The sequence below is a fragment of the Microbacterium sp. NPDC087665 genome (assembly GCF_044743285.1).
In the GTDB taxonomy this organism is placed as follows: domain Bacteria; phylum Actinomycetota; class Actinomycetes; order Actinomycetales; family Microbacteriaceae; genus Microbacterium.
Window position 1 is genome coordinate 587,481 of record NZ_JBIUWD010000001.1, and the last position, 20,348, is coordinate 607,828.

Below are 20,348 nucleotides of genomic sequence, written 5' to 3' on the forward strand. Positions count from 1 at the left end.
ACCGCGCTGGATGAGCCCTCAGCCCTCAGCCCTTCGGCGTGAGCACCAGTGTCGAGACCGCGGCGGCGGCGACGGCCTTCGTCGAGAAGGCCCAGGGCTTCTGGATGCCGGCGGCCCAATCGTTCGTCTGATCGATGTAGTGCTCATGGAATGCGTGTCCGGATGCTCCGGTGAGGTGATTCCACGTCGAAGCATCGAAGTCGGCCAGGTCGATGACCATCCGCATCGACGGAACGGTGGTGGTGGCGTAGCCGTCGCCGATGCTCCAGCCGGTGGCGTTCACCACCGAGCTGCCGCCGCTCACCGGGAACGGTCCGCGGTTGAACAGCATCTCGATCGGTGCGATACCGGAGGAGCCGAACGTGTCGCTCGTCAGCGTGATCGCGTGCAGGTCGCCCCAGTTCCAGTGGCGCTGGTCGGTGCCCTGCAGAGCCGACAGCTCGTCGTAGGCCTCTTCGGCCGACAGCGCGAGCATCTCGTCGATCCCGTCGACGTCGATGCTCTCGTTGGTCCAGAGCGGGTCGGAGGGATCGTCGAGCAGGGCCGAGACGACGGTGAACAGCCGCCCCTGGTTCGTGACCGGCAGAGGCTGCTCGCGCTCGGCGAAGATGTTCCGCACCAGGTTCGACCAGAGCACGTTGGCGTAGGCGGCGGCAGCCGACGAGGCGGAGTTCTGCGTGTCCCACGTGCGCAGCAGCTCGACGGCATCCTTCGTTCCCGCTCCCGACACCTCGACGTCGTCGAGCGCAGTGGCGAGCTGGGCTCCGATGGGCATCTCGGCATCCATCTGGATCGCCCGCATGTCGTCTGCCGTCAGCGCGGCGACCGAGGATCGGCGGTCGATGAGCTCGGCGATGCGACCGGCCCGGTAGCCGTAGTCCCAGTCGCGCGAGAGGAAGTAGTCGTAGTCGTCGGTGACGATCGCATTGTTGGCGGTGACGATGTACCCCGATGCCGGGTTGTACGAGACGGGCAGCTCGTCGAACGGGATGTACCCCGTCCAGTCGTAGCTGCTGTCCCACCCCGGTTGCGGCATCCAACCGTCGCCCGCGCCGCGGATCGGCAGCCGGCCGGGCGCCTGATAGCCGATGTTGCCGTCGGTGTCGGCGTAGATCAGGTTCTGCGCCGGCACGTCGAAACCGGATGCCGCGACGCGGAACTCGTCGAAGTTCTGCGCGGTCGAGAGATCGAAGACGGCGCTCGCCGCCGTGCCGGGGTCGAGGGCCGTCCACCGCAGGCTGACGGCGTACTCGCCCTCGGAGCCCTCGGTCGCGGGTGCCGACGACGTCGATCCGCCGGCGCCGAGGCCGGGACCGGGGTCGGCGGCGATCTCGGTGAAGTCGTCGCTGAGTCCCGAGATGATGGGTCCGTGCACGGTCGAGCGGATCGAGAGCTCGATGTCGTCGCCGCCCGCGACGGAGATCGTCTCGGTCTTCTCCTCGAGGGGCACCAGGGCGCCGTCGCGCCAGTACTGGTCGCCCTCGATCTTCTCGATGTAGAGATCGGTGACGTCGGTGGTGAGGTTGGTGAATCCCCAGGCGATCGTCTGGTTGTGGCCGATCACGATGCCCGGCAGCCCGGAGAACGAGAAGCCGCCCATGTCGAACGGGCAGGACTCGTCGACCGTCGAGCACTTCAGCTGCACCTGGTACCAGACCGAGGGGAGTGCGGCGCCGAGGTGAGGATCGTTGGCGAGCAGGGGGAGCCCGGACTCGGTGAGGTTGCCGGATACGACCCAGGAGTTCGAGCCGATGCCCTCGCCGACATCGCCGACCAGGATGCTCGCGGCCTCGATGACATCGGTGGCCTCGTGCCACTCGACGCGGGTGGACGCCTGCTGCACGTCGTCGTCGCTGCCGCTCGGTGCCGACACCGCCTCGGCGCCCGTCCCCACCGGTGGCACGGTCGAGATCTTCGGCACGATCACCGGGTTCTCGTCGAAGGGGTAGGCGGGGTAGAGCTTCTCGAGCAGCGCGGTGGTGTCGGCCGGAGCATCCGATTCCGGATCGATCTCCGACGCGAGCAGCGCACGGTCGACCTCGTCTCCGATGTTGCCGCGCAGGTCCCACGCCATCGCCTTCAACCACGCGACGGAGTCGGCGGGTTCCCACGGCTCGGGCTCGTAGTCGGGGTTCTGCAGCCCGAGAACCGCGTACTCGAGCGAGAGTTCGGCGCCGGAGCGCGAGGCGAGGTACGCGTTGACCCCGTCGGCGTAGGCCTCGTAGTAGCCGAGGGTCTTCTCGTCCATCGCCGCGACCTCGGCTTCGGCGACGGTGCGCCAGCCGAGGGTGCGGAGGAAGGCATCCGTCGCCGCCTGCGATTCGCCGAACAACTCGGCGACGCGGCCGGAGGTGACGTGCCGACGGAAGTCCATCTCGAAGAACCGGTCCTGCGCGTGCACGAAGCCCTCGGCGTAGAACAGGTCGTCGGTCGAGTCGGCGGTGATGGTCGGGATGCCGCGATCGTCGCGCTGCACGGTGACGGTGCTCGTGAGTCCTTCGACCGCGATCTCGCCGTCGGTCTGCGGGAACGAGCGCTGGATGGTCCAGGTGACGAAGAAGGCGGCGGCCACCGCGACGACCACGAGGGCGGCGACGAAGAGGAACGCGATGCGTCCGATCCGCACCCGCAGCGGAGGTCGGGAGGGTGTGACATTCGCCGTCGAATCAGTCATCGCACCGGGCTTCTTTCGGGTCGCCGGAAGGAACTCAGTACCACCAAGCCCCAGAGCGCGTCTCGCGGAAGCGACACGCGCCCTCGCAGCTTACCCACGCATCTGCGCACGCGGGAGGGGGTGATCTCCCGCGTGTGGATAACTCAGCCGATCAGGCTCGGCTGCAGATCGCGCAGCGTGCGCCGATGGGTCATGCGGGTCACCCCGATCATGGCGAGCAGCAGGGCGCCGACGAGCCAGATGCCCAGCACGAGCAGGTCGCTTCCCGCCCGAGCGAGATCGCCGCCGTACATCAGCTGCCGCATCGCATCGACCACGTAGCCCAGCGGAAGCACGTGATGCAGTGCCGCCAACGGTGCGGGCAGCGTCTGCCAGGGGAACGTGCCGCCCGCGGTGACGAGCTGAAGCACCATGAGCACGAGACCCAGGAACTGACCGACCGATCCGAGCCACACGTTCAGGGCGAGGATGATCGCCGCGAACGTCGCCGAGGCGAACACCATCACCCCGAGCGTGCCCAGCGGATGGTTGAACGTGAACCCGAGCGTGAGCGCGAGGATGCCCATCAGCCCGACCATCTGCACCGCGCCGAGTGCGGCGGGCGTGAGCCAGCCGGCGAGCGTGATGCGCACCGGCGAGTGCAGGGCCGTGATCGCGCGCCGCGAGATCGGCTTCACGATGAGGAACAGGGCGTAGATGCCGATCCAGGCCGACAGCGCCGCGAAGAACGGGGCGAGGCCTGCGCCGTAGTCCTCGGCAGAGGCGACCTTGTCGCTCGACACCTTCACCGGGTCGGCGATCGTGTCGGCCTGCTGGGAACGCAGATCGGGGGTGGATGCCGGGATCTGATCGACACCCGAGGCCAAGCCGTCGCGCAGCTCGGCCGCGCCGCTCGCGAGCGTGCCGAGTCCGTCACGCAGCTGGGCGGCGCCGTCGTTCGCGGCGGCCGCACCCTGCGCGACGGTTCCCGCACCGGAGGCGAGAGTGGATGCTCCGGACGCGACCTGGGCCGCGCCATCCGCCAGCTGATCGACCTTCGAGACCGCCGTCTGCACGGTCGTGTTGCCGTCCTGCAGGCGGGTGGCGAGCGGATCCATCTTCGCGAGAACCTGGTCGATCTCGTCCTGCGTGAGCCCCTGATCGGTCAACAGCGTGGTGATGTCGGAGCGCACCTGGGGCAGAGCATCCGTCGCCTGCTGCACGACCGTGCCCGCACGGTCGGCGATGTCGGCGAGCTGGCGATTGCCGTCGCTCACCTGCTGCGCGCCGCTCGCGAGAGTCTGCGCCCCGGAGGCGAGCTGGGCCGTGCCGTCGGCGAGCTGGGCGGTGCCGTCGGCGAGGGTGGCGCTGCCGGATGCTGCGGTGTTCGCGCCGTCGGTCAGCTGCGTCGCACCGTCGGTCGCCGTGACCAGGCTGTCGCGGATGTCGCTGAGACCCGTGAGCAGTCGCTCCGCCGCCTCGCTGCCGACCATCTCGGCCACCGAGCTGCGGATCTTCTCGACCGCCTGCGTGCCCATCGACGAGGCCAGGTAGTTGTTCGCATCGTTCGTCTCGAGTTCGATGCGCGCCTGATGCGGATCATCGCCGGCCGCCGAGGTCAGCGCCGTCGAGAAGTCGGAGGGGATCGTCACGGTGAAATCGACGGTGCCGTGGCGCAGAGCATCCGCTGCCTCATCGGCCGTCATGCGCTGCCAGTCGAACGCGTTGCCCTCGATGAGGTTCTCGGCGACGTCTTCGCCGTAGTTCACGGTCTCGCCCTCGGCGGCATCGGATGCCGTCGACGGAGCTCCGTCGTCATCGACGACCAGAGCCACCGGAACATCGGGGAACTTCGCGTACGGATCCTGGTTCGCCCAGAGGTACAGGCCGCCGTAGAGGATCGGCACGCACACGAGCGCGACGAGCGCGATGATGCCCATCTTGCTCGCCGTCAGCCGCCGCAGTTCGGCGGCGATCATCGCGGGAACCTTCATGAGGCGGCTCCGTTCTCGGGGTCTTCGTTGCTTGTGGCGGGCGCTTCGACAGGCTCAGCGACCCAGTTTTCGGGGTCGTCCTCGGCGGGCTCAACTACCCCGTCGTCGTCCTCGTCGCTGGGTCCCTGAGCCTGTCGAAGGGCCTCGGTGTCGACGTCGACCGGGCCGGACGCGTTGATCGCGCCGAGTTCTTCCATGCGTTCGAGGGCCACGGCCGCGGACCCGCCGACGATCACGAGCATCGCGAAGCCGCGCTCGGCGAACTCGCGGGCGATGCGCCACCAGCCGTCCGGTGTACCGCCGTGCCGATCGGGCGAGACGAGCACGACGCCCTCGGTGCCGTCGCGCAGCACCGCGAGCTCGCACAGGATGCGCACGCGCGCGGCGGGGTCGATGTTGCCGATCGGTGTCGAGGCCAACTCGGAGTACCCGAGCTGCGAGAGCCAACGCCGAGCATGCAGGGGCGTCGCACCGAGTCCGGCGAACATCAGCTCTTCACCGACGACGCCGGCGAGCGAGATGTCGGCGTGCGGGTCGCTGACATCCGGCGCGTCGACGAGCGCGATGCGCCGGCGCAGCGCCTTCGGGTTCTCGGATCCGTCGAGGGTCACGCGTCCGGTCTCGGGGCGCATGCGTCCGCTCGCGATCAGGCCCAAGACGGTCGGGCGCTGCTCGGTCTCGGCGAGGGCGAAACGCACCTCGCCGGTGTGGAACTCGAGGCTCGTGGATGGCAGGGCCTGGCCGTTCTTGCCCTTGCTCACGTCGTGCAGGGTGATTCTCATGCGACGGCCTCCGTCGTGTCGGCGACGATGTCGGGGTGGGCCGTCAGCAGGTCGTCGGCTTCGCGCCAGGACAGGCCGGCGATGCTGAGGACGGTGCGCACGGCGAGATTCGCGGCTCCCGAGCTCGCGGCATCCGTTCGGGAGATGACCGTGCGGGCCATCTCCTCGATCAGGCGGGCGAGGGTCGGGGCGGCGAGGTCGGTGCGGAAGCTGCCGTCTTCCTGCCCCCGGCGCACGAGGGCGGCCACGGTGCGGCGCAGGGGGGCGAGGGCGTCGGCGGTGTGCTCGACGTGCGCCTCGTCGAGGGCGAGGGCGGCGGCCACCTGCACGTGCGCGGCCTCGTGCCACAGGCGTGCGGCGAGGCGGGCGAGGGCGAGGCGGGCATCGGCATCGGCGACCGCGGCGGCGATCGCGTTGAAGCGCTGCGCTCCGCTCGAGATGAGTTCGCGGATGAGCGCGTCGCGGTCGTCGAAGTGGCCGTAGAGGGTGCGTCGAGAGAGGCCGGCGCTGCGCGCGATCACGTCGACCGAGGCGTAGGGGTCGGCCGACAGGGTGGCGCGGGCGGCATCGAGGATGCCGGCGCGGTTCTCGACGGCATCGCGGCGGGGTGCGCGGGTGGTCATCGTTCAAGTGTACTTAATGTGCACAGAGGTGTGCAAGATAACTCGACGGACTCACAGCATCCGCTCGGACGTCTGCATAACTCCGCAGAATCGCTTCGCGGAGGGCCGCAAACCTCGCGAGGGTGCCCGGAATCCGGAGAATCTGAGGAGTTATGCACGACGGGTGCCACGCGCCCCGCGAGACGGCACGAAAAAGGGGCGGATGCCGCAGCATCCGCCCCCTGATCGAAACCCGCGAGGGGTCAGTCGGTGCCGGAGTCGAAGGCCGCGCCCTCGGACGCGACGTCGACGGCGTCGGCCAGGGTCTCGTCGACGTTCTCGACCGAACCCGTGATCTCGCCGGACTCGCCCGCCGTCACCCGGCCGACGAGCTCGCCCGTCGCGCCGCCGACGAGGCCGAGGCCCGCGTACTGCTCGAGGCGGGCACGCGAGTCGGCGATGTCGAGGTTGCGCATAGTCAGCTGTCCGATGCGGTCGACCGGGCCGAAGGCCGCGTCGCCGACGCGCTCCATCGAGAGCTTCTCGGGGCCGTAGGAGAGGTTCGACGAGACGGTGTCGAGGATGGTCCAGTCATCGCCGCGACGCAGGCGGATCGTGACCGAGCCCGAGATGGTGAGGCCCACCCAGCGCTGGATCGACTCGCGCAGCATGAGCGACTGCGGGTCGAGCCAGCGTCCTTCGTACATGAGGCGACCCAGGCGGCGACCCTGCTCGTGGTACGTCGCGAGGGTGTCTTCGTTCAGGATGCCGTTGATGAGGCGCTCGTAGGCGATGAACAGCAGCGACATCGCCGGGGCCTCGTAGATGCCGCGCGACTTCGCCTCGATGATGCGGTTCTCGATCTGGTCGCTCATGCCGAGGCCGTGGCGACCGCCGATGGTGTTCGCCTCCTGCACTAGCGCCACCGGGTCGGAGTACTCGACGCCGTTGATGGCGACCGGGCGGCCGGCTTCGAACGTGACGGTGACGTCTTCGGTCTCGATGGCGACCGACGGGTCCCAGAACTTGACGCCCATGATGGGGTCGACGGTCTCGAGCGAGACGTTCAGGTGCTCGAGGGTCTTGGCCTCGTGGGTGGCGCCCCAGATGTTGGCGTCGGTCGAGTACGCCTTCTCGGCGGAGTCGCGGTAGGGGAAGTCGCGGGCGACGAGCCAGTCGCTCATCTCTTTGCGGCCGCCGAGCTCGGTGACGAAGTCGGCGTCGAGCCACGGCTTGTAGATGCGCAGGCGCGGGTTGGCGAGCAGGCCGTAGCGGTAGAACCGCTCGATGTCGTTGCCCTTGTAGGTCGAGCCGTCGCCCCAGATGTCGACGCCGTCTTCCTTCATGGCGCGCACCAGCAGCGTGCCGGTGACGGCGCGGCCGAGGGGCGTGGTGTTGAAGTACGTCTTGCCACCGGAACGGATGTGGAACGCGCCGCAGGCGAGGGCGACGAAGCCCTCTTCGACCAGGGCGGTCTTGCAGTCGACGAGGCGCGATTCGGCGGCGCCGTACTCGAGCGCGCGGCCCGGGATCGACTCGATGTCGTCTTCGTCGTACTGCCCGAGGTCGCCGGTGTACGTGTACGGCACGGCGCCCTTCTCGCGCATCCACGCGACGGCCACGGAGGTGTCGAGTCCTCCGGAGAAAGCGATGCCGACGCGCTCGCCGACGGGCAGGGACTGGAGGACCTTGGACATGCTCTCCAGTCTACGGCGGGCGGCGTGTCGCTCTCGAATGCGTGACGGCATCCGTCCGGGATGGGGATGGATGCCGGGGCGCGCCGTTCCGTGCGGGAGCAGTGCGCACGACGGGGGAAGTGGGAGAGTAGGCGCATGGGCGGAGCAGTGCTGTGGGGCGTGGTCGCGGCGGCGCCGCTGTTCATCGGTGCCGTGCTCGCGCTGCTGCGAAAATGGCCGCCGCGCTGGCTCGGTATCGTGCTCGGCTTCGGCGCCGGCGCCCTGATGGCCTCGATCGCCTTCGAACTGTGGGAGGAAGGGCTCGACCTCGCCGGCCCCATCCCGCTCGTCGTCGGTGTCGCCCTCGGCGCCCTCAGCTACTACATCGCCGACCGCATCCTCGACGCGCGCGCTGCGAAGAAGAAGGAGCAGGCGGGTGGCGGTCAGCTCGCCGTCGGAGCCCTGCTCGACGGCATCCCCGAACAGCTCGTCCTCGGCATCGGCCTCGCATCCGGCGAACCGGTGAGCATCGCGCTCGTCGTCGCCATCCTCGTCTCGAACCTCCCCGAGTCGATCGGCTCGGCCGCCGACCTGCTCGAAGGCGGCATGGCGAAGTCGCGCGTGCTGTGGCTGTGGGCGGGCGTCGCCGTGATCTGCGCCGTCGCAACCGTCGCCGGTTTCGGGCTCGCGAGCGTCACCGGCGATGAGTTCCGCGCCGCAGCGAGCGGATTCGCCGCCGGTGCGCTGCTCGTCATGCTCGTCGACTCGATGGTTCCCGAGGCGCAGTCCAAGGCCAAGGAGTCGACCGGGCTCGCCACCGTGCTCGGCTTCGCGCTCGCCGCGGGCCTCGCGCTCGCGTCCTGATTCGCGGAGTCTTCGTGGGGGCGCTTGGACAGGCTCAGCGACCCAGTGGGGTGGGCTCAGCGACGCGCTACCCGCCACCCGGCGGACGCCCGCCCCGCGATCGGCTGCGACTGGCGGGTTACCCTCGAACGAGCGCTGCAGGATGCTGGCGACACGCCAACTCGAGGCGACCGAGAACGAAGGAGTTCCGATGACTGAGACAACCCTGCGCCGCCCGCCGTTCGACCCGGAGCTGGAGGCCGCGCTCGCACTCGTCGGCGACCAGATGCCGTCGACCCTCACGCCGGAGATGATTCCCCTGATGCGGCAGTCGCCGGTCGGCGGGGGTGAGGAGATCTTCGAGGTGCTCGCCGAGCGCGGCTTCGGCTGGCGCGACATCACGATCGCCGGTCACGAGGGCGGCGAGATCGTCGTCACCGTCATCGAGAAGGAGGGGCGCACGGGCACCGGCCCGGGGTTCTTCCACACCCACGGCGGCGGCATGATCATCGGCAACCGGTGGCTCGGGGTGGTCGGCTTCCTCGACTGGGCCGAGCGCTTCAACGGTGTCATCGTCACCGTCGAATACCGACTGGCACCCGAGTTCCCCGACCCGACGCCCGTCGAGGATTGCTACGCCGCGCTGGTGTGGACCGCCGAGAACGCAGCCGAACTGGGTATCGACCTCACGCGTCTGCTGATTGGCGGGGCCAGCGCCGGAGGTGGCCTCGCGGCGGGCACGACCCTGCTCGCCCGCGATCGGAAGGGGCCTGCGCTCATCGGCCAGCTGCTCATCTACCCGATGCTCGACGACCGCGACGAGTCGGTGTCGACGCAGCAGATCGACGGTGTCGGCATCTGGGACCGCGGCTCCAACATCACCGGCTGGACGGCGCTGCTCGGTGACCGCGTCGGCACCGACGACGTGTCGATCTACGCCGCGCCCGCCCGCGCCACCGACCTCTCCGATCTTCCCCCGGCGTTCATCGACTGCGGGAGCGCCGAGGTGTTCCGCGATGAAGACGTCGCCTACGCCACCGAGCTGTGGGCAGCGGGTGTGCAGGCCGAACTGCACGTCTGGGCGGGCGGGTTCCACGGGTTCGACATGTTCGCTCCGCATGCTGCGGTCTCGCAGGCGATGCTCGCCGCTCGCGACAACTGGGTGAACCGCCTGCTCGGGTGATGACCCCCTAGGGTGGAATTCCCGCGCGATGGAGCCCGACATGCAAGATCTGCTGGGGCGGCTCACCGCCCTCGACCCGGATGCGAGCGAGACCCTCAAGGTCGTGTCCTATTTCGACGCGCTCGTGGCCCGCTCGGTGGGCATCGAAAGCATGCTGCGGGGAGCTGCCGTGCTGAGCGGAGCGACCGTCGGGCACCGCGACGCCCGGCAGATCATCCGGGTGCGCGCCGACGGCGTGCGTATCGAAGCCGCAGAGCCGACCGGCGAATGGGCCGTCCGTGACAGCGGTGCTGATGCCGTCGCCTGGATCGAACGGCACGGCACCCCTCACGCGAACGACGCGATGATCCTCGAGCGCCTCACACTGGCGCTCGGCATCATCCGTGCACGCCGTGCCGGAGACGCGGAGAGCGCGGTCGAGCTGGTCATCAGCGGCTTCGCGAGCGCGGGTGAGCGGGCGTCGGCAGCATCGCGGTTGCGCCTGCCGACGGGACCGCTGCGAGTGATCGCCTCCCCGCCCGATCCGGAACCTCGGCCGCAGCATCCGTCTGCCGTCGTCGCCACCCGGCACGGACTGACGCGGGCGACCATCATCGGCGCCGAGGCCGACGGTGCCGATGCCTGGATCGAGCCCGACCTGCGTCTCGGCATCGGAACGGCAGCATCCGTCGAGAGCCTCGCGGAATCCTGGGAGGCGGCGCTCGTGGCGGCGCGCCTCACGACGGCGTCGGAGCCGGTGCAGCAGGCTGACGACCTCGGCGCGCTGCTGCTCGTCGCGCAGGGGGCGGGTGGCGCTCGGCATCCGGATGCCGTGGCCCTCGCGAACCTCGATGATCGCCGCCGTGAGCTGCTCGATGCCGTTGTCGATGCGCAGAGCGTGCGAGCGGCGGCGATGCGCCTCGGCCGCCATCACTCGAGCGTGCAGGAGCAGCTCGCGGTGCTCGTCGAGATGCTCGGGTACGACCCTCGGACGCCGCTCGGCCAGGCACGTTTCGTCGCTGCGCGCATGCTGCTGCGGCTCGGCGACTGAGCGGTGCTCAGTACCCGGGGTACTCCGTGAGCTTCTGCTCGAACTCTTCGCGGTCGTCCTCGCTGAGCACGGCGCTGCCGAGCACGAACAGCTGCAGCCCTTCGAGCGGCTCGCCGGTGCGGGCGTTCTGCGCCTCGCGTTCGGCGAGGAAGTTGCCCGAGGAGTCGTTCGACAGGTCGTAGATGTTGGCGTAGAACCGCAGGGGGTCGGGGTAGTTCTCGGTGTACGACTCCCACGTGTGCTGCGTGCGGGGGTCGTCGCTGCCGTAGAGCTTGGTGATCATCGTCGGATCGATGCCCGAGTTCGTCGGGTCGTTGAAGGCGTAGAGCCCGTAGAGACCGTGCTCCTGCACGACCTGGTCGACGATGTCCATGACCGCGAGCTTGCGGTCGTACCCTTCGATCGGTTCGACCGTGGCCCACCCCACCGACGTGTACTCGTAGAGCATCGATTCGCCGCCGTAGCCGTTGCGCTCGGGGCGCAGATCTTCGTCGTCGACCTTCACCCAGGTGTACCCGAAGCGTGCGGTCAGGCGGTCGCGGATGGCGGTGAACAGGCTGTCGGCTTCGGCCCGCACCTCTTCGAGCGACTGCTGGTTGAGCACGGACTGCGAGTCGGTGCCCTTGATGCCGGGATAGGCCTCGGCGTGCTTCTGCTCTTCGGTCTTCACACCGTCGTAGTTGCCGGTGGCCGAGGAGTTCAATGCGCTCAGTCCGCCGACGGTGGCCACGTTGAAGAGGATCGCGATGACGAGGGCGATCGCGCCGAACATCCGTCCGCGCGGGGTGAACAGCGAGGCGACGATCACGGCGACGACGATCAGCTGCAGGGCGAGCATCGTGACGCTGTAGACGATGTCGGTGCCGCCGGCGAGAAGCGTGCCGAGCAGGATCAGGGCGAACAGGATGCTGCCGAGCAGGGCGATCCAACCGATCGCGTTCGCGGGCTTCTTCGGCTCATCGCTCGCGGCCGGTGTCGCCACGGGAGGGGCGAACGGCGGTGCCTGAACCGGACCCTGCGGTCGGCGCGCCCCGCGGTAACCGCCGGGCGGCGGGACGGGAGGGGCGCCCTCGGTGCCGGCGACGTAGCGCGCCCGCTGGCGTTCGTGATCCATCACCATGGCTTGTCCGTTCCCCCGCCGGGGGCGTCGTCGCCCTGCTGCTGGTCGCGCTCCTGCGTGCCCTGCTCGAGCTTGTCCTGCAGCTCCTGCAGCTTCTGCTCGTCGGGCTGCGGCTGCTGCGGCTCTTCTTCGGGCTCGCCGTCTTCGGGCTGCTGCTCCTGCTGCTGTTCCTGCTGTTGCTGCTTCTTCTTGAGGCGGTCCTCGGAGTTGTCGAGGGTGTCTTCCATGTCGCGGTTCGGGTCGGACGACTGCTTCTGCGCCTCGTCGCTGTTGCACTCCTCGGGGGTCTCGACGACCACCGTGAGTGCCTCGCCGTAGAGCTGCGCGGCACCCGCGCCATCGCCGCCCTCGCGCGCAGCATCGCCCATGCGCTCGATCACGAGTGCGAGGTTGATGCGCACGCCGCACACCTCGAGTCCGTTCGCGAGTTCGAGGGCTTCTTCGAGCTTGGCCCGTGCGTCGGGCAGCTCCTCGGCGCCGGCCAGCGCCGTGCCGATGTTGAACGGCGCCTTGTACGGCTCGAACCAGTTGAGGAATTCCAGACCGCGCGCGGCCGACTCCGAGCCCGCGTAGTCGTCGACGACGTAGGCGCTGATCGACTGGTGCGCGATGGCGTACATGCTCAGCAGCTTGCCCACGAAGAACAGCGAGGCGAGGGTGAGCGGCAGCGTGCCGATCGCGATCCAGCGGCGGATGCTCCGGCGGCGGCGGTTCGAGGCGATCAGGGCGGCGGCTGATGCCTGGGCGTCGGCCTGGGCGTCGGTCTTCACGTCGGTCTTCACGTCGGTCACGAGGCATCACCGCCCTTCGTGGGGGCTGCTTCGACGGGGGTGGTGGGGGCGACGGGCGGCGCGGAGGGTGCCGACCGGGGCGTGCTGAGGCCCCGCAGTCGCACGATCAGCATGGTCGCGCGGGTGAGCTCGATGCCCAGGAGGGCGATGATGAGCAGCGCGGCGATCCAGTACAGCTCGGTCACGTTGCCGACCTCACCCGCTTCGGCATAACTGGTGGTGGTGCTGGGTGCCTCGGGCAGTTCGGGTTCGGTGTCGGCCGTGCGCAGCTCGAACGGCACATCCAGCTGGCCCGCCAGCGTCTCGAGGTTCGCCTCGTCGATCACCGACATCGCTTCGGATCCCTGGTATTCGATGTACTCGTCGTCGCCCTGGAAGCCGCCGCTCGTGATGAGCATCCGGCCGCCCTCGGCGGTGCCGTACCCGAAGACCGCTCCCGCGTCGGTGTACTTCGCGCTGGAGGCGAACGACTCGGGCTCGGACGAGACCGTCTGCTCGCCGTCGCCGAAGTAGAACACCATGCGCGACCGATCGGGAGAGGCTTCGGCGGCCGAGGCGAGCGTCTCCGACAGCAGAGGGGCGGCGATGCCGATCGAGCTGCCGCGCGACTGCGCCGTGACCTCGGGGCGCAGCACGTCGAGCGAGCCGACCAGTGCCGTGGTGTCGGTGGTCAACGGCATCCGCAATTCGGCGGCCGCGTCGAACGTGATGAGGGCGAAGCGTGCGCCGGGGTACTCCTCGATGAGCGCCTTCACGTCGGCGCGCACGCCGTCGAGGCGCGGCTCGCCGTCGGCCCAGTCCTCGGCGACGATGCTGGCGGTCGTGTCGACGACCAGCACGATGTCGGTGTCGGTCGCCAGCGTCTGGGTGGCGCCCCCGGGGATGCCGGGGCGCAGCAGCATGACGAAACATGCGAGCACCATCACGAGACGCAGCGCCCAGAGGGTGCGGTGGTTGCGCACCCGGGTGCCGGCGTCACCTGCCGACGGGCCGATCGCGGCGGCGCGCGGCCCGCGCACCAGGATCCAGACGATCAGCGCCGCGACGGGCGCGAACAGCAGGATGAGGAGGAAGACGTTGAGGGCGGGTTGGAAGATCACAGTCGCACCCTCCACAGCAGGATCACGAACGAGAGCAGCGCGATCGACATCACGACGATCCAGAGGTTCGGGGTGTCTGTCCAAACGACCTGAGCCTCGCCGCGCAGTTCGGTGGCGTCCTGCTCGCGCACCTGCTCGACGATGTCGCTCACCGTGGTGGTCTCGCGCAGGCCGTAGGCCGCACCCCCAGTCGACTCGGCCGCGGCGGAGAGCTCGGCGCTGACATCGGCGTCTTTGCCCAGCACCGGGTTGAGCGCGAAGACCCGCACGCCCTGCGAGGCGGCGTAGGCGGCGGCCTCTTCGAGGGTCACGATCGAGGCGCCGTTGACCTCGTTGTCGGTGGCGAAGATCACCGAGCGCGACCGCTCGTCGTCGGGGTGGTCGAAGCCCATCGCGCAGGCGGCGAGGCCGTCGCCGATCAGCGAGGCGCCGTTGCCGTTGAGCGTGCCGACCCAGTGCTCGGGAATCTGATCGACGTAATCGAAGCTCTCGCGGATGCTCTCGAGGTGCGTGCGGATGAAGTCGTAGTCGTCGGTGAGGGGGAAGATCTGCACGGGCGAGCTGTTGAAGATGGTCAGTCCGATGCGCTCGCCCTCGAACCCGTCGAGCAGCTCTTCGAACACCGACAGCACCTCGACGTCGACCTCGGACATCGAGCCCGACACGTCGAGGCAGAGCATGATGTCGCGGCTCGTGTTCACCGGCTGGATGGTCTGCGACGACATGGGTCGTGCCGCCACGACACCGGCGGTCACGACGGTGAGCGCGCCGAGCAGCAGGATGCCGGAGAGCGCGAGCATGCGTCGCGAGAGCGCCTCGCGGAACGCGGGCAGGGAGCGCAGCCGTTCGGCGCGGGCGATGCGTGCGCGGTCACCGCTGGTCGCGTCACCGCGTCGCCGTAGGCCGAGAGCCAGACCGATGCCGAGGGCGACGAGCACCACGCCGGCGGCGACGATGATCAGCCAGAAGTTCGCTAGTGCCATGAACGCACCACCGCTCGTGCTGCTTCGGCGCCGGCCAACGGATCGATCGGCGGACCCTGGCGGAAGATGCTCGGGTAGTAGTGGCGGCGCATCGCGTCGATCAGCGCGGGGTGCACGCCGCGCGCGACGAGGTCGTCGAGCGACAGCACCGGCGCTTCGAGACCGCTGTACTCGTTGACGAAGGTGCGCACGACGCGGCTCAGCTCGAGGTTCGCGTTGCGCGGTGAGAGCCGCTTCTCGCGATAGTCGGTCTCGATCTGCTGCACGCGTTCGAGGTACTCCGTGCGCAGCTGGCTGAGCACGTCGGCGGGGAAGAAGTTCGGCAGTTGCTCATCGCCGGCGGCGATCTTGCGCGGCCGGGTGAGAGCGATCACGATCCACACGGCGGCGACGAGCAGGGCGAGGATGCCGAATGCCAGCAGCATCCATCCCCAGCTGTACTGCGCCGGCGGGTAGAACTCATCAGGAGCGGGCATGAGACCTCCCGCTCGACCTGTTCAGCGCGCCGTGCAGCAGGCGGAGCAGTTGCGGCACCGCGTGCTCCTGGCTCTCGAGCACCGCGTGGCTGATCTCGAGCCGCTTGAGGGTCTCGGCCAGATGCGCGGCCTCGGCCTGCGTCTGCGCGGTCAGCTGCTGCACGATGTCGCGATCGCCCTGCACGAAGTCGGGCACGTCCCAGCTGCTGTCGACGTCGCTGCGGATGCGGCCGGTGGCGTGATCGAGCACGGGCTCCGCGTCGCGGAGGGTGAGCCACAGCACGTCGTGCTGCACGCGCAGTCGGCGCAGCATCCGCTCGGTCTCGCTCGTGATGGGCGCCTCGTCGGTGACGACGACGACGATCATGCGCCGGGAGACCGTGCGAGTGACGTACGACAGCAGGCCGTCGCGGTCGTTGGGCGCGGTGCTCCGATCGGTCGCCGTGCTGATCGTCTGCAGCGCGTGCTCGAGAGCACCCTCGCTGCGGGCGGGCGGCAGCCGACGCGCTCGTGAGGCGTCGCCGTACACGGCCGTGAAATCGTCGCCGTGGCGCAGCGTGAGCACCCCGAGCGCTCCGGTCGCCATGATCGCGAGGTCTTTCTTCGGCTGCTCGTCGGCCGCGAGGGCCGTCATCGAACGGCCCGTGTCGACCACGAACAGCACGGTGTGCATGCGCATCGCGCGGGAACGCTTGACCAGCGGTGTGCCCTGGCGGGCCGTGGCGCGCCAGTCGATGTCGCGCACCTGATCGCCGTACTCGTACTTGCGCAGGTCTTCGAAGTCGAGGCTCCGGCCACGCAGCAGCGACGCGTGCGCGCCGTCGAGCGCGTGCATCGACTTTCGCGACGAGTGGATGAAGAGCTTGCTCTTCACCTGCGTGATCAGACTGGCCATGGGTGTCTTCGTGGGTCCCTGAAGTGTCGAGGTGTCGAAGGTCAGGGAGTGGGGACGGCGGCGAAGATCTCGTCGATGATCTCTTCGCTGCGGATGCCCTCGGCGTCGGCCTCGAACGTCAGCAGAACGCGGTGACGGAGGATGAGGTGACGCAGTTCCCGGATGTCTTCGGGCAGAACGTGCGAGCGGCCCTTCAGCAGCGCGAGCGCGCGAGACGCCTGCAGGAACGCGATGCTCGCACGCGGGCTCGCCCCGTACTTGATGAAGCGCGCCCGGTCTTCGCCGATGTACGGCGCGGGATTGCGGGTCACGTACGCGATCGAGACGATGTAGTTGCGGATCGCGGGGTCGACGTAGATGCGGCTCGCGACGTCTTGCAGCAGGTGCACGTCGTCGAGCGTGATGGCGCTCGACACGTGGCGGTCGGGGTCGAGCACACCGGAGTCGATGCGTCCGAGGATCTCGAACTCCTCGGCCGGGCTCGGGTACTCGACGATCTCCTTCAGCAGGAAGCGGTCCATCTGGGCCTCGGGCAGCTCGTAGGTGCCCTCCTGCTCGATCGGGTTCTGCGTCGCGATCACGAGGAACGGCTTGGGCAGGTGATGCACCTCGCCGCCGATCGTGGTCTGGTGCTCCTGCATGGCCTCGAGCATCGCGCTCTGGGTCTTGGCGCTGGAACGGTTGATCTCGTCGAGCAGCACGAAGTTCGCGTGCACCGGGCCGAGCACGGTGCGGAACGAGCCGGTCGCGGCGTCGTAGATCTGGTTGCCCGTGATGTCGCTGGGCAGCAGGTCGGGCGTGCACTGGATGCGCTTGAACTGCGCCTGCACAGTGTCGGCGAGGGTGCTCGCCGCGGTGGTCTTGGCGAGGCCGGGCACGCTCTCGAGAAGGATGTGGCCGCCCGCGATCAGCGAGATCAGCAGGCTCATGCGCAGGCGTTCCTGGCCGACCATCTTCGCCGAGTATGCGTCGGAGACGACCTTCAGGATCGACCCGGCACGGTTCATCTCGGCATCCGTCGGGGCTCCCTTGTCGGCAGCATCCGCCTTCGGGGCCGGTGCGGATGCCGGTGCCGGTGCGGATGCCGGGGCGGGAGGTGCCGCCGGGGCTGGAGGCGCAGCCGGTGCGGGCGGCGCCGAGCGCTGCTCACTGCGCAGGCCGGGCGCGGGCGGGGGCGGAGGGGCCGAGTTCGTCGACGGGTCCGGCGCGTAGGGCTCGTTCATCTGCAGTCTCCTCTTTCACGCGGGGAAACATCGCGTCCTTCCCCCGTCCCCAGGGTAATGGCATCCTCCGACACCACGGTCACGCGGGCATGGGGAGCGCTGCCCACCCTGTCGTGCCGCTCGGGTTTCCGTACTTTATGTACATCACGACGCTATTGTCACTAATGCCTCTATACTGGGGTGATGATCACGATCAGCCGCAGTGTCCCCTCGAAAGATCTGCGCGACAGCCTCGCCGATGTGCTCGGTGGTGTCGCTTATGGAGCCGAGCGGGTGGGCGTTACGCGTCACGGTAAGCTCACCGCCGTCGTGATCAGCGTCGAAGACCTCGAGCTCCTCGAAGAACTGGAGGCTGCGCGAGACAGTGCTGAGTTCCGTGCTGCGAAGGCCGCTGACGACGGCGAGCGCATCACGCTCGACGACCTCCGCGCCGAACTGTCGTGACGCACTATTCCGTCGAGCTCACGAGCGCAGCCGCCAAAGAGATCCGCAAGCTCGATCCGAGCATCCGTCGCCGGATTCTCTACGGGATCTCCGCACTGGAACGTGACCCCCGTCCACCTGGTGTGCGAAAGCTCGCGGGCTTCGGCGATGCGTGGCGCATTCGCATCGGTGACTACCGCGTGCTGTACGAGGTCGTCGACTCGCGCGTCATCGTCACGGTGTTCCGAATCGCGCATCGGCGCGACGTCTACGACGGACTCTGATTCGCACGCGGGTGAACGCCCGCTCGAGACAGTGGCATCCCCCGATGACATCACGCGAAAACTTCTTTCTCACACGCCGGTATACCGATACTCTCCCCCTGGGGACGCGCTTACGGATCACCACGGAGGATGCGGATGAGCGAGCACGGCACGGTCGGGGAAAAAGCAGAAGGCCGACCGCGGCGCGCGCGCCCGGGATTGAGCATCCAATCCAAACTCCTCATCATGCTGCTGGCGGTGAGTCTGATCTCGTCGATCGTCGTCGGTGCGATCGGCTTCGTCAACGGACGCCAATCGCTGAATGATGCCGCGGTCGATCAGCTCATCACCATCCGCTCGATGCGCGGTGCCGAGATCACCGATGCGCTCGAGACCGTCAAGCGCGACGCGTCGCTGCACTCCCGCAACCTCAGCGCCCAGACCCTCTCGACCGAGATCAACGCGGGATACGCCGAACTGCAGGAGCAGCAGCCGGATCCGGCTGAACGGGAAGCGCTCGAGACCTACTACGCCGACGTGTTCATCCCCGAACTGGAGGCGCGCACCGGCGACTCGTACGGAGACGAAGCGTTCATCCCCGAGTCCGCCGCGGGCCAGCACCTGCAGTCGCTCTTCACGACGCAGAACCAGGACTTCGATGCCGACTACGACACTCTGCTGGCCGACAACGATCCGGGCGACGGCTCTGCCTATGCCGCAGTGGCCGAGCGATACGGCGACTACCTGGCCCGGCTCGTGAACGAAGCGGGCTACGAGGATGCCCTGTTGATGAACCTCGACGGCGACATCGTCTTCTCGGCCTACAAGGGCGCCGAGCTCGGCAGCAACCTGCTCACCGGCCCCTATCGCGACACCGTACTCGCGTCCGCGTACGCCGAAGCGATCGCGACCAACTCGGTCAGCACGGTGATACTCACCGACTTCGAGCGCTGGGTGCCGTCGCTCGGTGTGCCGACGATGTGGGTCATCTCTCCCGTGGGCAACGACAGCCGCATCACCGGGGCGCTCGCCTTCCAGGTGTCGATCGACACGATCAACGACCTCACCACCGGCTCCGAGCAGTGGAAGGAACAGGGCCTCGGAGACACCGGCGAGGTGTATCTCGTCGGACGCGATGATCTGATGCGCAGCAACTCGCGTCGACTCATCGAGAATCCGGAGACCTACGCCGAGATCGCGGTCAATGGCGGTGTGCCGCCGAGCGTGGCCGAGCGGGCGGTCGAGGTGAACGGCACGGTGCTGCTGCAGCAGGTCAACACGCAGGCGGTCACGGATGCCCAGGCCGGGCGCTCCGGCACCATCATCGGCCGCGACTATCTCGGGGGCGAGAGCGTGACCGCGTATGCCCCGCTCGAGGTCGAGGGATTGGACTGGGTGATCATCGCCCGGATCGACAGCGCCGAGGCCTTCGCTCCGGTGAGCGACTTCACCCGCACCGTGCTGCTGTCGCTCCTCGGCATCCTGCTCGGCGTCTCGCTGCTCTCGCTGCTGCTGGCCCAGGTCTTCACCCGACCGATCCACCGTCTGGTCGGGGCGGTGCACCGGGTCGCCGAGGGCGACCTCGACGTGCAGGTGCCGAAGGGTTCGCGCGATGAGTTCGGTGACCTCGGTTCGGCGTTCAACGACATGGCGTCGAGCCTGCGCATCAAGCAGGAACTCATCGAAGAGCAACAAGCCGAGAACGAGAAGCTGCTGCTCACCCTCATGCCCGAGAGCGTCGCCGCGAAGTACAAGAAGGGCGACGAGTCGATCTCCGAGGCGCACGAGAACGTGTCGGTGGTGTTCGCCGAGCTCATCGGGTTCGATGACTACACGCGCGGTCTCAGCCCCGAACAGGAGATCGGCCACCTCAACACCCTCATGCGGGGGTTCGACGAGGCCGCCGAGAAGGCCGGTGTCGAGAAGGTCCGCACGCTGCGTGGCGGCTACCTCGCGTCGTCGGGACTCGTCGTGCCGCGCGTCGACAACGTGCGCCGCAGCGTCGACTTCGCCCGCCACCTGCTCGGTGTCGTCGCACGCTTCAACGCGCAGAACGGCTCGTCGATCGCCATCCGTGCCGGCGTCGACACCGGCACGGTCACGAGCGGCCTCGTCGGGCGCACCAGCCTGGCGTACGACCTGTGGGGCGATGCGGTGAACCTCGCCTACCGGGTGCGTTCGGTGAGCGGCGACCCCGGTGTGTATGTCAGCCAGACCGTCTACGACCGCACGCGCGAGATCTTCACCTTCGTCGAAGCGGGCACCGTCGAGACGCACGGGGCGACCGAGACCGTCTGGAAGGTGGCGTGAC

18 protein-coding genes are annotated in these 20,348 nt (G+C 68.6%); 6 read left to right on the forward strand and 12 right to left on the reverse strand.

What is annotated here, in order from left to right:
• Positions 1–25 precede the first annotated feature (25 nt).
• The 5 genes from ACIOSY_RS02835 to argG all read right to left on the reverse strand — a co-directional run bounded on the left by ACIOSY_RS02835 (position 26) and on the right by argG (position 7,728).
• Complete coding sequence (locus ACIOSY_RS02835) at positions 26–2,674, reverse strand: penicillin acylase family protein (protein WP_400848657.1); 2,649 nt, start codon at positions 2,672–2,674, stop codon at positions 26–28.
• A gap of 143 nt (positions 2,675–2,817) precedes the next feature.
• Positions 2,818–4,647, reverse strand: a complete 1,830-nt coding sequence (locus ACIOSY_RS02840) for a YhgE/Pip family protein (RefSeq protein ID WP_400848660.1) — start codon at positions 4,645–4,647, stop codon at positions 2,818–2,820.
• Positions 4,644–5,429 (reverse strand): hypothetical protein, encoded by a 786-nt coding sequence (locus ACIOSY_RS02845; protein WP_400848663.1) that lies wholly within the window; start codon positions 5,427–5,429, stop codon positions 4,644–4,646. The genes ACIOSY_RS02840 and ACIOSY_RS02845 overlap by 4 nt, the downstream gene beginning before the upstream one ends.
• Positions 5,426–6,052 (reverse strand): TetR/AcrR family transcriptional regulator, encoded by a 627-nt coding sequence (locus tag ACIOSY_RS02850; RefSeq protein WP_400848666.1) that lies wholly within the window; start codon positions 6,050–6,052, stop codon positions 5,426–5,428. Before ACIOSY_RS02850 ends, ACIOSY_RS02845 begins: the two co-directional genes overlap by 4 nt.
• 242 nt (positions 6,053–6,294) lie before the next feature.
• Positions 6,295–7,728: an argininosuccinate synthase gene (argG, locus tag ACIOSY_RS02855; protein WP_400848669.1), complete on the reverse strand. Its 1,434-nt coding sequence runs from the start codon at positions 7,726–7,728 to the stop codon at positions 6,295–6,297.
• A 135-nt stretch (positions 7,729–7,863) separates the two neighbouring features.
• Here argG and ACIOSY_RS02860 point away from each other — a divergent pair, with 135 nt between their 5' ends.
• The 3 genes from ACIOSY_RS02860 (at position 7,864) to ACIOSY_RS02870 (ending at position 10,763) form a co-directional block, all read left to right on the forward strand.
• Positions 7,864–8,571 (forward strand): ZIP family metal transporter, encoded by a 708-nt coding sequence (locus ACIOSY_RS02860; RefSeq protein WP_400848672.1) that lies wholly within the window; start codon positions 7,864–7,866, stop codon positions 8,569–8,571.
• Positions 8,572–8,761: 190 nt separating this feature from the next.
• Complete coding sequence (locus ACIOSY_RS02865) at positions 8,762–9,733, forward strand: alpha/beta hydrolase (RefSeq protein WP_400848675.1); 972 nt, start codon at positions 8,762–8,764, stop codon at positions 9,731–9,733.
• Between the two features lie 40 nt (positions 9,734–9,773).
• On the forward strand, positions 9,774–10,763 hold the full coding sequence (locus tag ACIOSY_RS02870; RefSeq protein ID WP_400848678.1) for a hypothetical protein: 990 nt from the start codon (positions 9,774–9,776) through the stop codon (positions 10,761–10,763).
• A gap of 7 nt (positions 10,764–10,770) precedes the next feature.
• On the opposite strand, the gene ACIOSY_RS02875 is transcribed toward ACIOSY_RS02870, so the two are convergent.
• From ACIOSY_RS02875 to ACIOSY_RS02905, 7 genes are read right to left on the reverse strand one after another with little or no spacing between them, the layout of a single operon-like run.
• The gene (locus tag ACIOSY_RS02875; RefSeq protein WP_400848681.1) at positions 10,771–11,877 is read right to left on the reverse strand and encodes a DUF4064 domain-containing protein; all 1,107 of its coding nucleotides are present in this window, start codon (positions 11,875–11,877) and stop codon (positions 10,771–10,773) included.
• The gene (locus ACIOSY_RS02880; protein ID WP_400848684.1) at positions 11,877–12,674 is read right to left on the reverse strand and encodes a hypothetical protein; all 798 of its coding nucleotides are present in this window, start codon (positions 12,672–12,674) and stop codon (positions 11,877–11,879) included. Before ACIOSY_RS02880 ends, ACIOSY_RS02875 begins: the two co-directional genes overlap by 1 nt.
• On the reverse strand, positions 12,671–13,774 hold the full coding sequence (locus ACIOSY_RS02885; protein ID WP_400848687.1) for a VWA domain-containing protein: 1,104 nt from the start codon (positions 13,772–13,774) through the stop codon (positions 12,671–12,673). Before ACIOSY_RS02885 ends, ACIOSY_RS02880 begins: the two co-directional genes overlap by 4 nt.
• Positions 13,771–14,757, reverse strand: a complete 987-nt coding sequence (locus ACIOSY_RS02890) for a VWA domain-containing protein (protein ID WP_400848690.1) — start codon at positions 14,755–14,757, stop codon at positions 13,771–13,773. Before ACIOSY_RS02890 ends, ACIOSY_RS02885 begins: the two co-directional genes overlap by 4 nt.
• Positions 14,748–15,233, reverse strand: a complete 486-nt coding sequence (locus tag ACIOSY_RS02895; protein ID WP_400848693.1) for a hypothetical protein — start codon at positions 15,231–15,233, stop codon at positions 14,748–14,750. The genes ACIOSY_RS02890 and ACIOSY_RS02895 overlap by 10 nt, the downstream gene beginning before the upstream one ends.
• Positions 15,220–16,128, reverse strand: coding sequence for a DUF58 domain-containing protein (locus tag ACIOSY_RS02900; RefSeq protein ID WP_400848696.1), 909 nt, complete (start codon positions 16,126–16,128; stop codon positions 15,220–15,222). Before ACIOSY_RS02900 ends, ACIOSY_RS02895 begins: the two co-directional genes overlap by 14 nt.
• Positions 16,129–16,169: 41 nt before the next feature.
• Complete coding sequence (locus tag ACIOSY_RS02905) at positions 16,170–17,135, reverse strand: AAA family ATPase (RefSeq protein ID WP_400849088.1); 966 nt, start codon at positions 17,133–17,135, stop codon at positions 16,170–16,172.
• A gap of 399 nt (positions 17,136–17,534) precedes the next feature.
• Here ACIOSY_RS02905 and ACIOSY_RS02910 point away from each other — a divergent pair, with 399 nt between their 5' ends.
• The 3 genes from ACIOSY_RS02910 to ACIOSY_RS02920 all read left to right on the forward strand — a co-directional run bounded on the left by ACIOSY_RS02910 (position 17,535) and on the right by ACIOSY_RS02920 (position 20,347).
• Complete coding sequence (locus ACIOSY_RS02910) at positions 17,535–17,795, forward strand: type II toxin-antitoxin system prevent-host-death family antitoxin (protein ID WP_400848698.1); 261 nt, start codon at positions 17,535–17,537, stop codon at positions 17,793–17,795.
• Positions 17,792–18,058: a type II toxin-antitoxin system RelE/ParE family toxin gene (locus ACIOSY_RS02915; protein ID WP_400848701.1), complete on the forward strand. Its 267-nt coding sequence runs from the start codon at positions 17,792–17,794 to the stop codon at positions 18,056–18,058. The genes ACIOSY_RS02910 and ACIOSY_RS02915 overlap by 4 nt, the downstream gene beginning before the upstream one ends.
• Positions 18,059–18,193: 135 nt before the next feature.
• Positions 18,194–20,347, forward strand: coding sequence for an adenylate/guanylate cyclase domain-containing protein (locus ACIOSY_RS02920; RefSeq protein WP_400848704.1), 2,154 nt, complete (start codon positions 18,194–18,196; stop codon positions 20,345–20,347).
• Position 20,348: the final 1 nt, after the last annotated feature.

Excerpts from the sequence above, each read along its gene's own strand:
- ACIOSY_RS02900 (WP_400848696.1), bottom strand. The coding sequence starts at position 16,128 with ATGGCCAGTCTGATCACGCAGGTGAAGAGCAAGCTCTTCATCCACTCG.
- ACIOSY_RS02875 (WP_400848681.1), bottom strand. The coding sequence starts at position 11,877 with ATGGATCACGAACGCCAGCGGGCGCGCTACGTCGCCGGCACCGAGGGC.
- ACIOSY_RS02860 (WP_400848672.1), top strand. The coding sequence starts at position 7,864 with ATGGGCGGAGCAGTGCTGTGGGGCGTGGTCGCGGCGGCGCCGCTGTTC.
- ACIOSY_RS02840 (WP_400848660.1), bottom strand. The coding sequence starts at position 4,647 with ATGAAGGTTCCCGCGATGATCGCCGCCGAACTGCGGCGGCTGACGGCG.
- ACIOSY_RS02865 (WP_400848675.1), top strand. The coding sequence starts at position 8,762 with ATGACTGAGACAACCCTGCGCCGCCCGCCGTTCGACCCGGAGCTGGAG.
- ACIOSY_RS02895 (WP_400848693.1), bottom strand. The coding sequence starts at position 15,233 with ATGCCCGCTCCTGATGAGTTCTACCCGCCGGCGCAGTACAGCTGGGGA.
- argG (WP_400848669.1), bottom strand. The coding sequence starts at position 7,728 with ATGTCCAAGGTCCTCCAGTCCCTGCCCGTCGGCGAGCGCGTCGGCATC.
- ACIOSY_RS02870 (WP_400848678.1), top strand. The coding sequence starts at position 9,774 with ATGCAAGATCTGCTGGGGCGGCTCACCGCCCTCGACCCGGATGCGAGC.
- ACIOSY_RS02920 (WP_400848704.1), top strand. The coding sequence starts at position 18,194 with ATGAGCGAGCACGGCACGGTCGGGGAAAAAGCAGAAGGCCGACCGCGG.
- ACIOSY_RS02905 (WP_400849088.1), bottom strand. The coding sequence starts at position 17,135 with ATGAACCGTGCCGGGTCGATCCTGAAGGTCGTCTCCGACGCATACTCG.
- ACIOSY_RS02910 (WP_400848698.1), top strand. The coding sequence starts at position 17,535 with ATGATCACGATCAGCCGCAGTGTCCCCTCGAAAGATCTGCGCGACAGC.
- ACIOSY_RS02850 (WP_400848666.1), bottom strand. The coding sequence starts at position 6,052 with ATGACCACCCGCGCACCCCGCCGCGATGCCGTCGAGAACCGCGCCGGC.
- ACIOSY_RS02890 (WP_400848690.1), bottom strand. The coding sequence starts at position 14,757 with ATGGCACTAGCGAACTTCTGGCTGATCATCGTCGCCGCCGGCGTGGTG.
- ACIOSY_RS02845 (WP_400848663.1), bottom strand. The coding sequence starts at position 5,429 with ATGAGAATCACCCTGCACGACGTGAGCAAGGGCAAGAACGGCCAGGCC.
- ACIOSY_RS02835 (WP_400848657.1), bottom strand. The coding sequence starts at position 2,674 with ATGACTGATTCGACGGCGAATGTCACACCCTCCCGACCTCCGCTGCGG.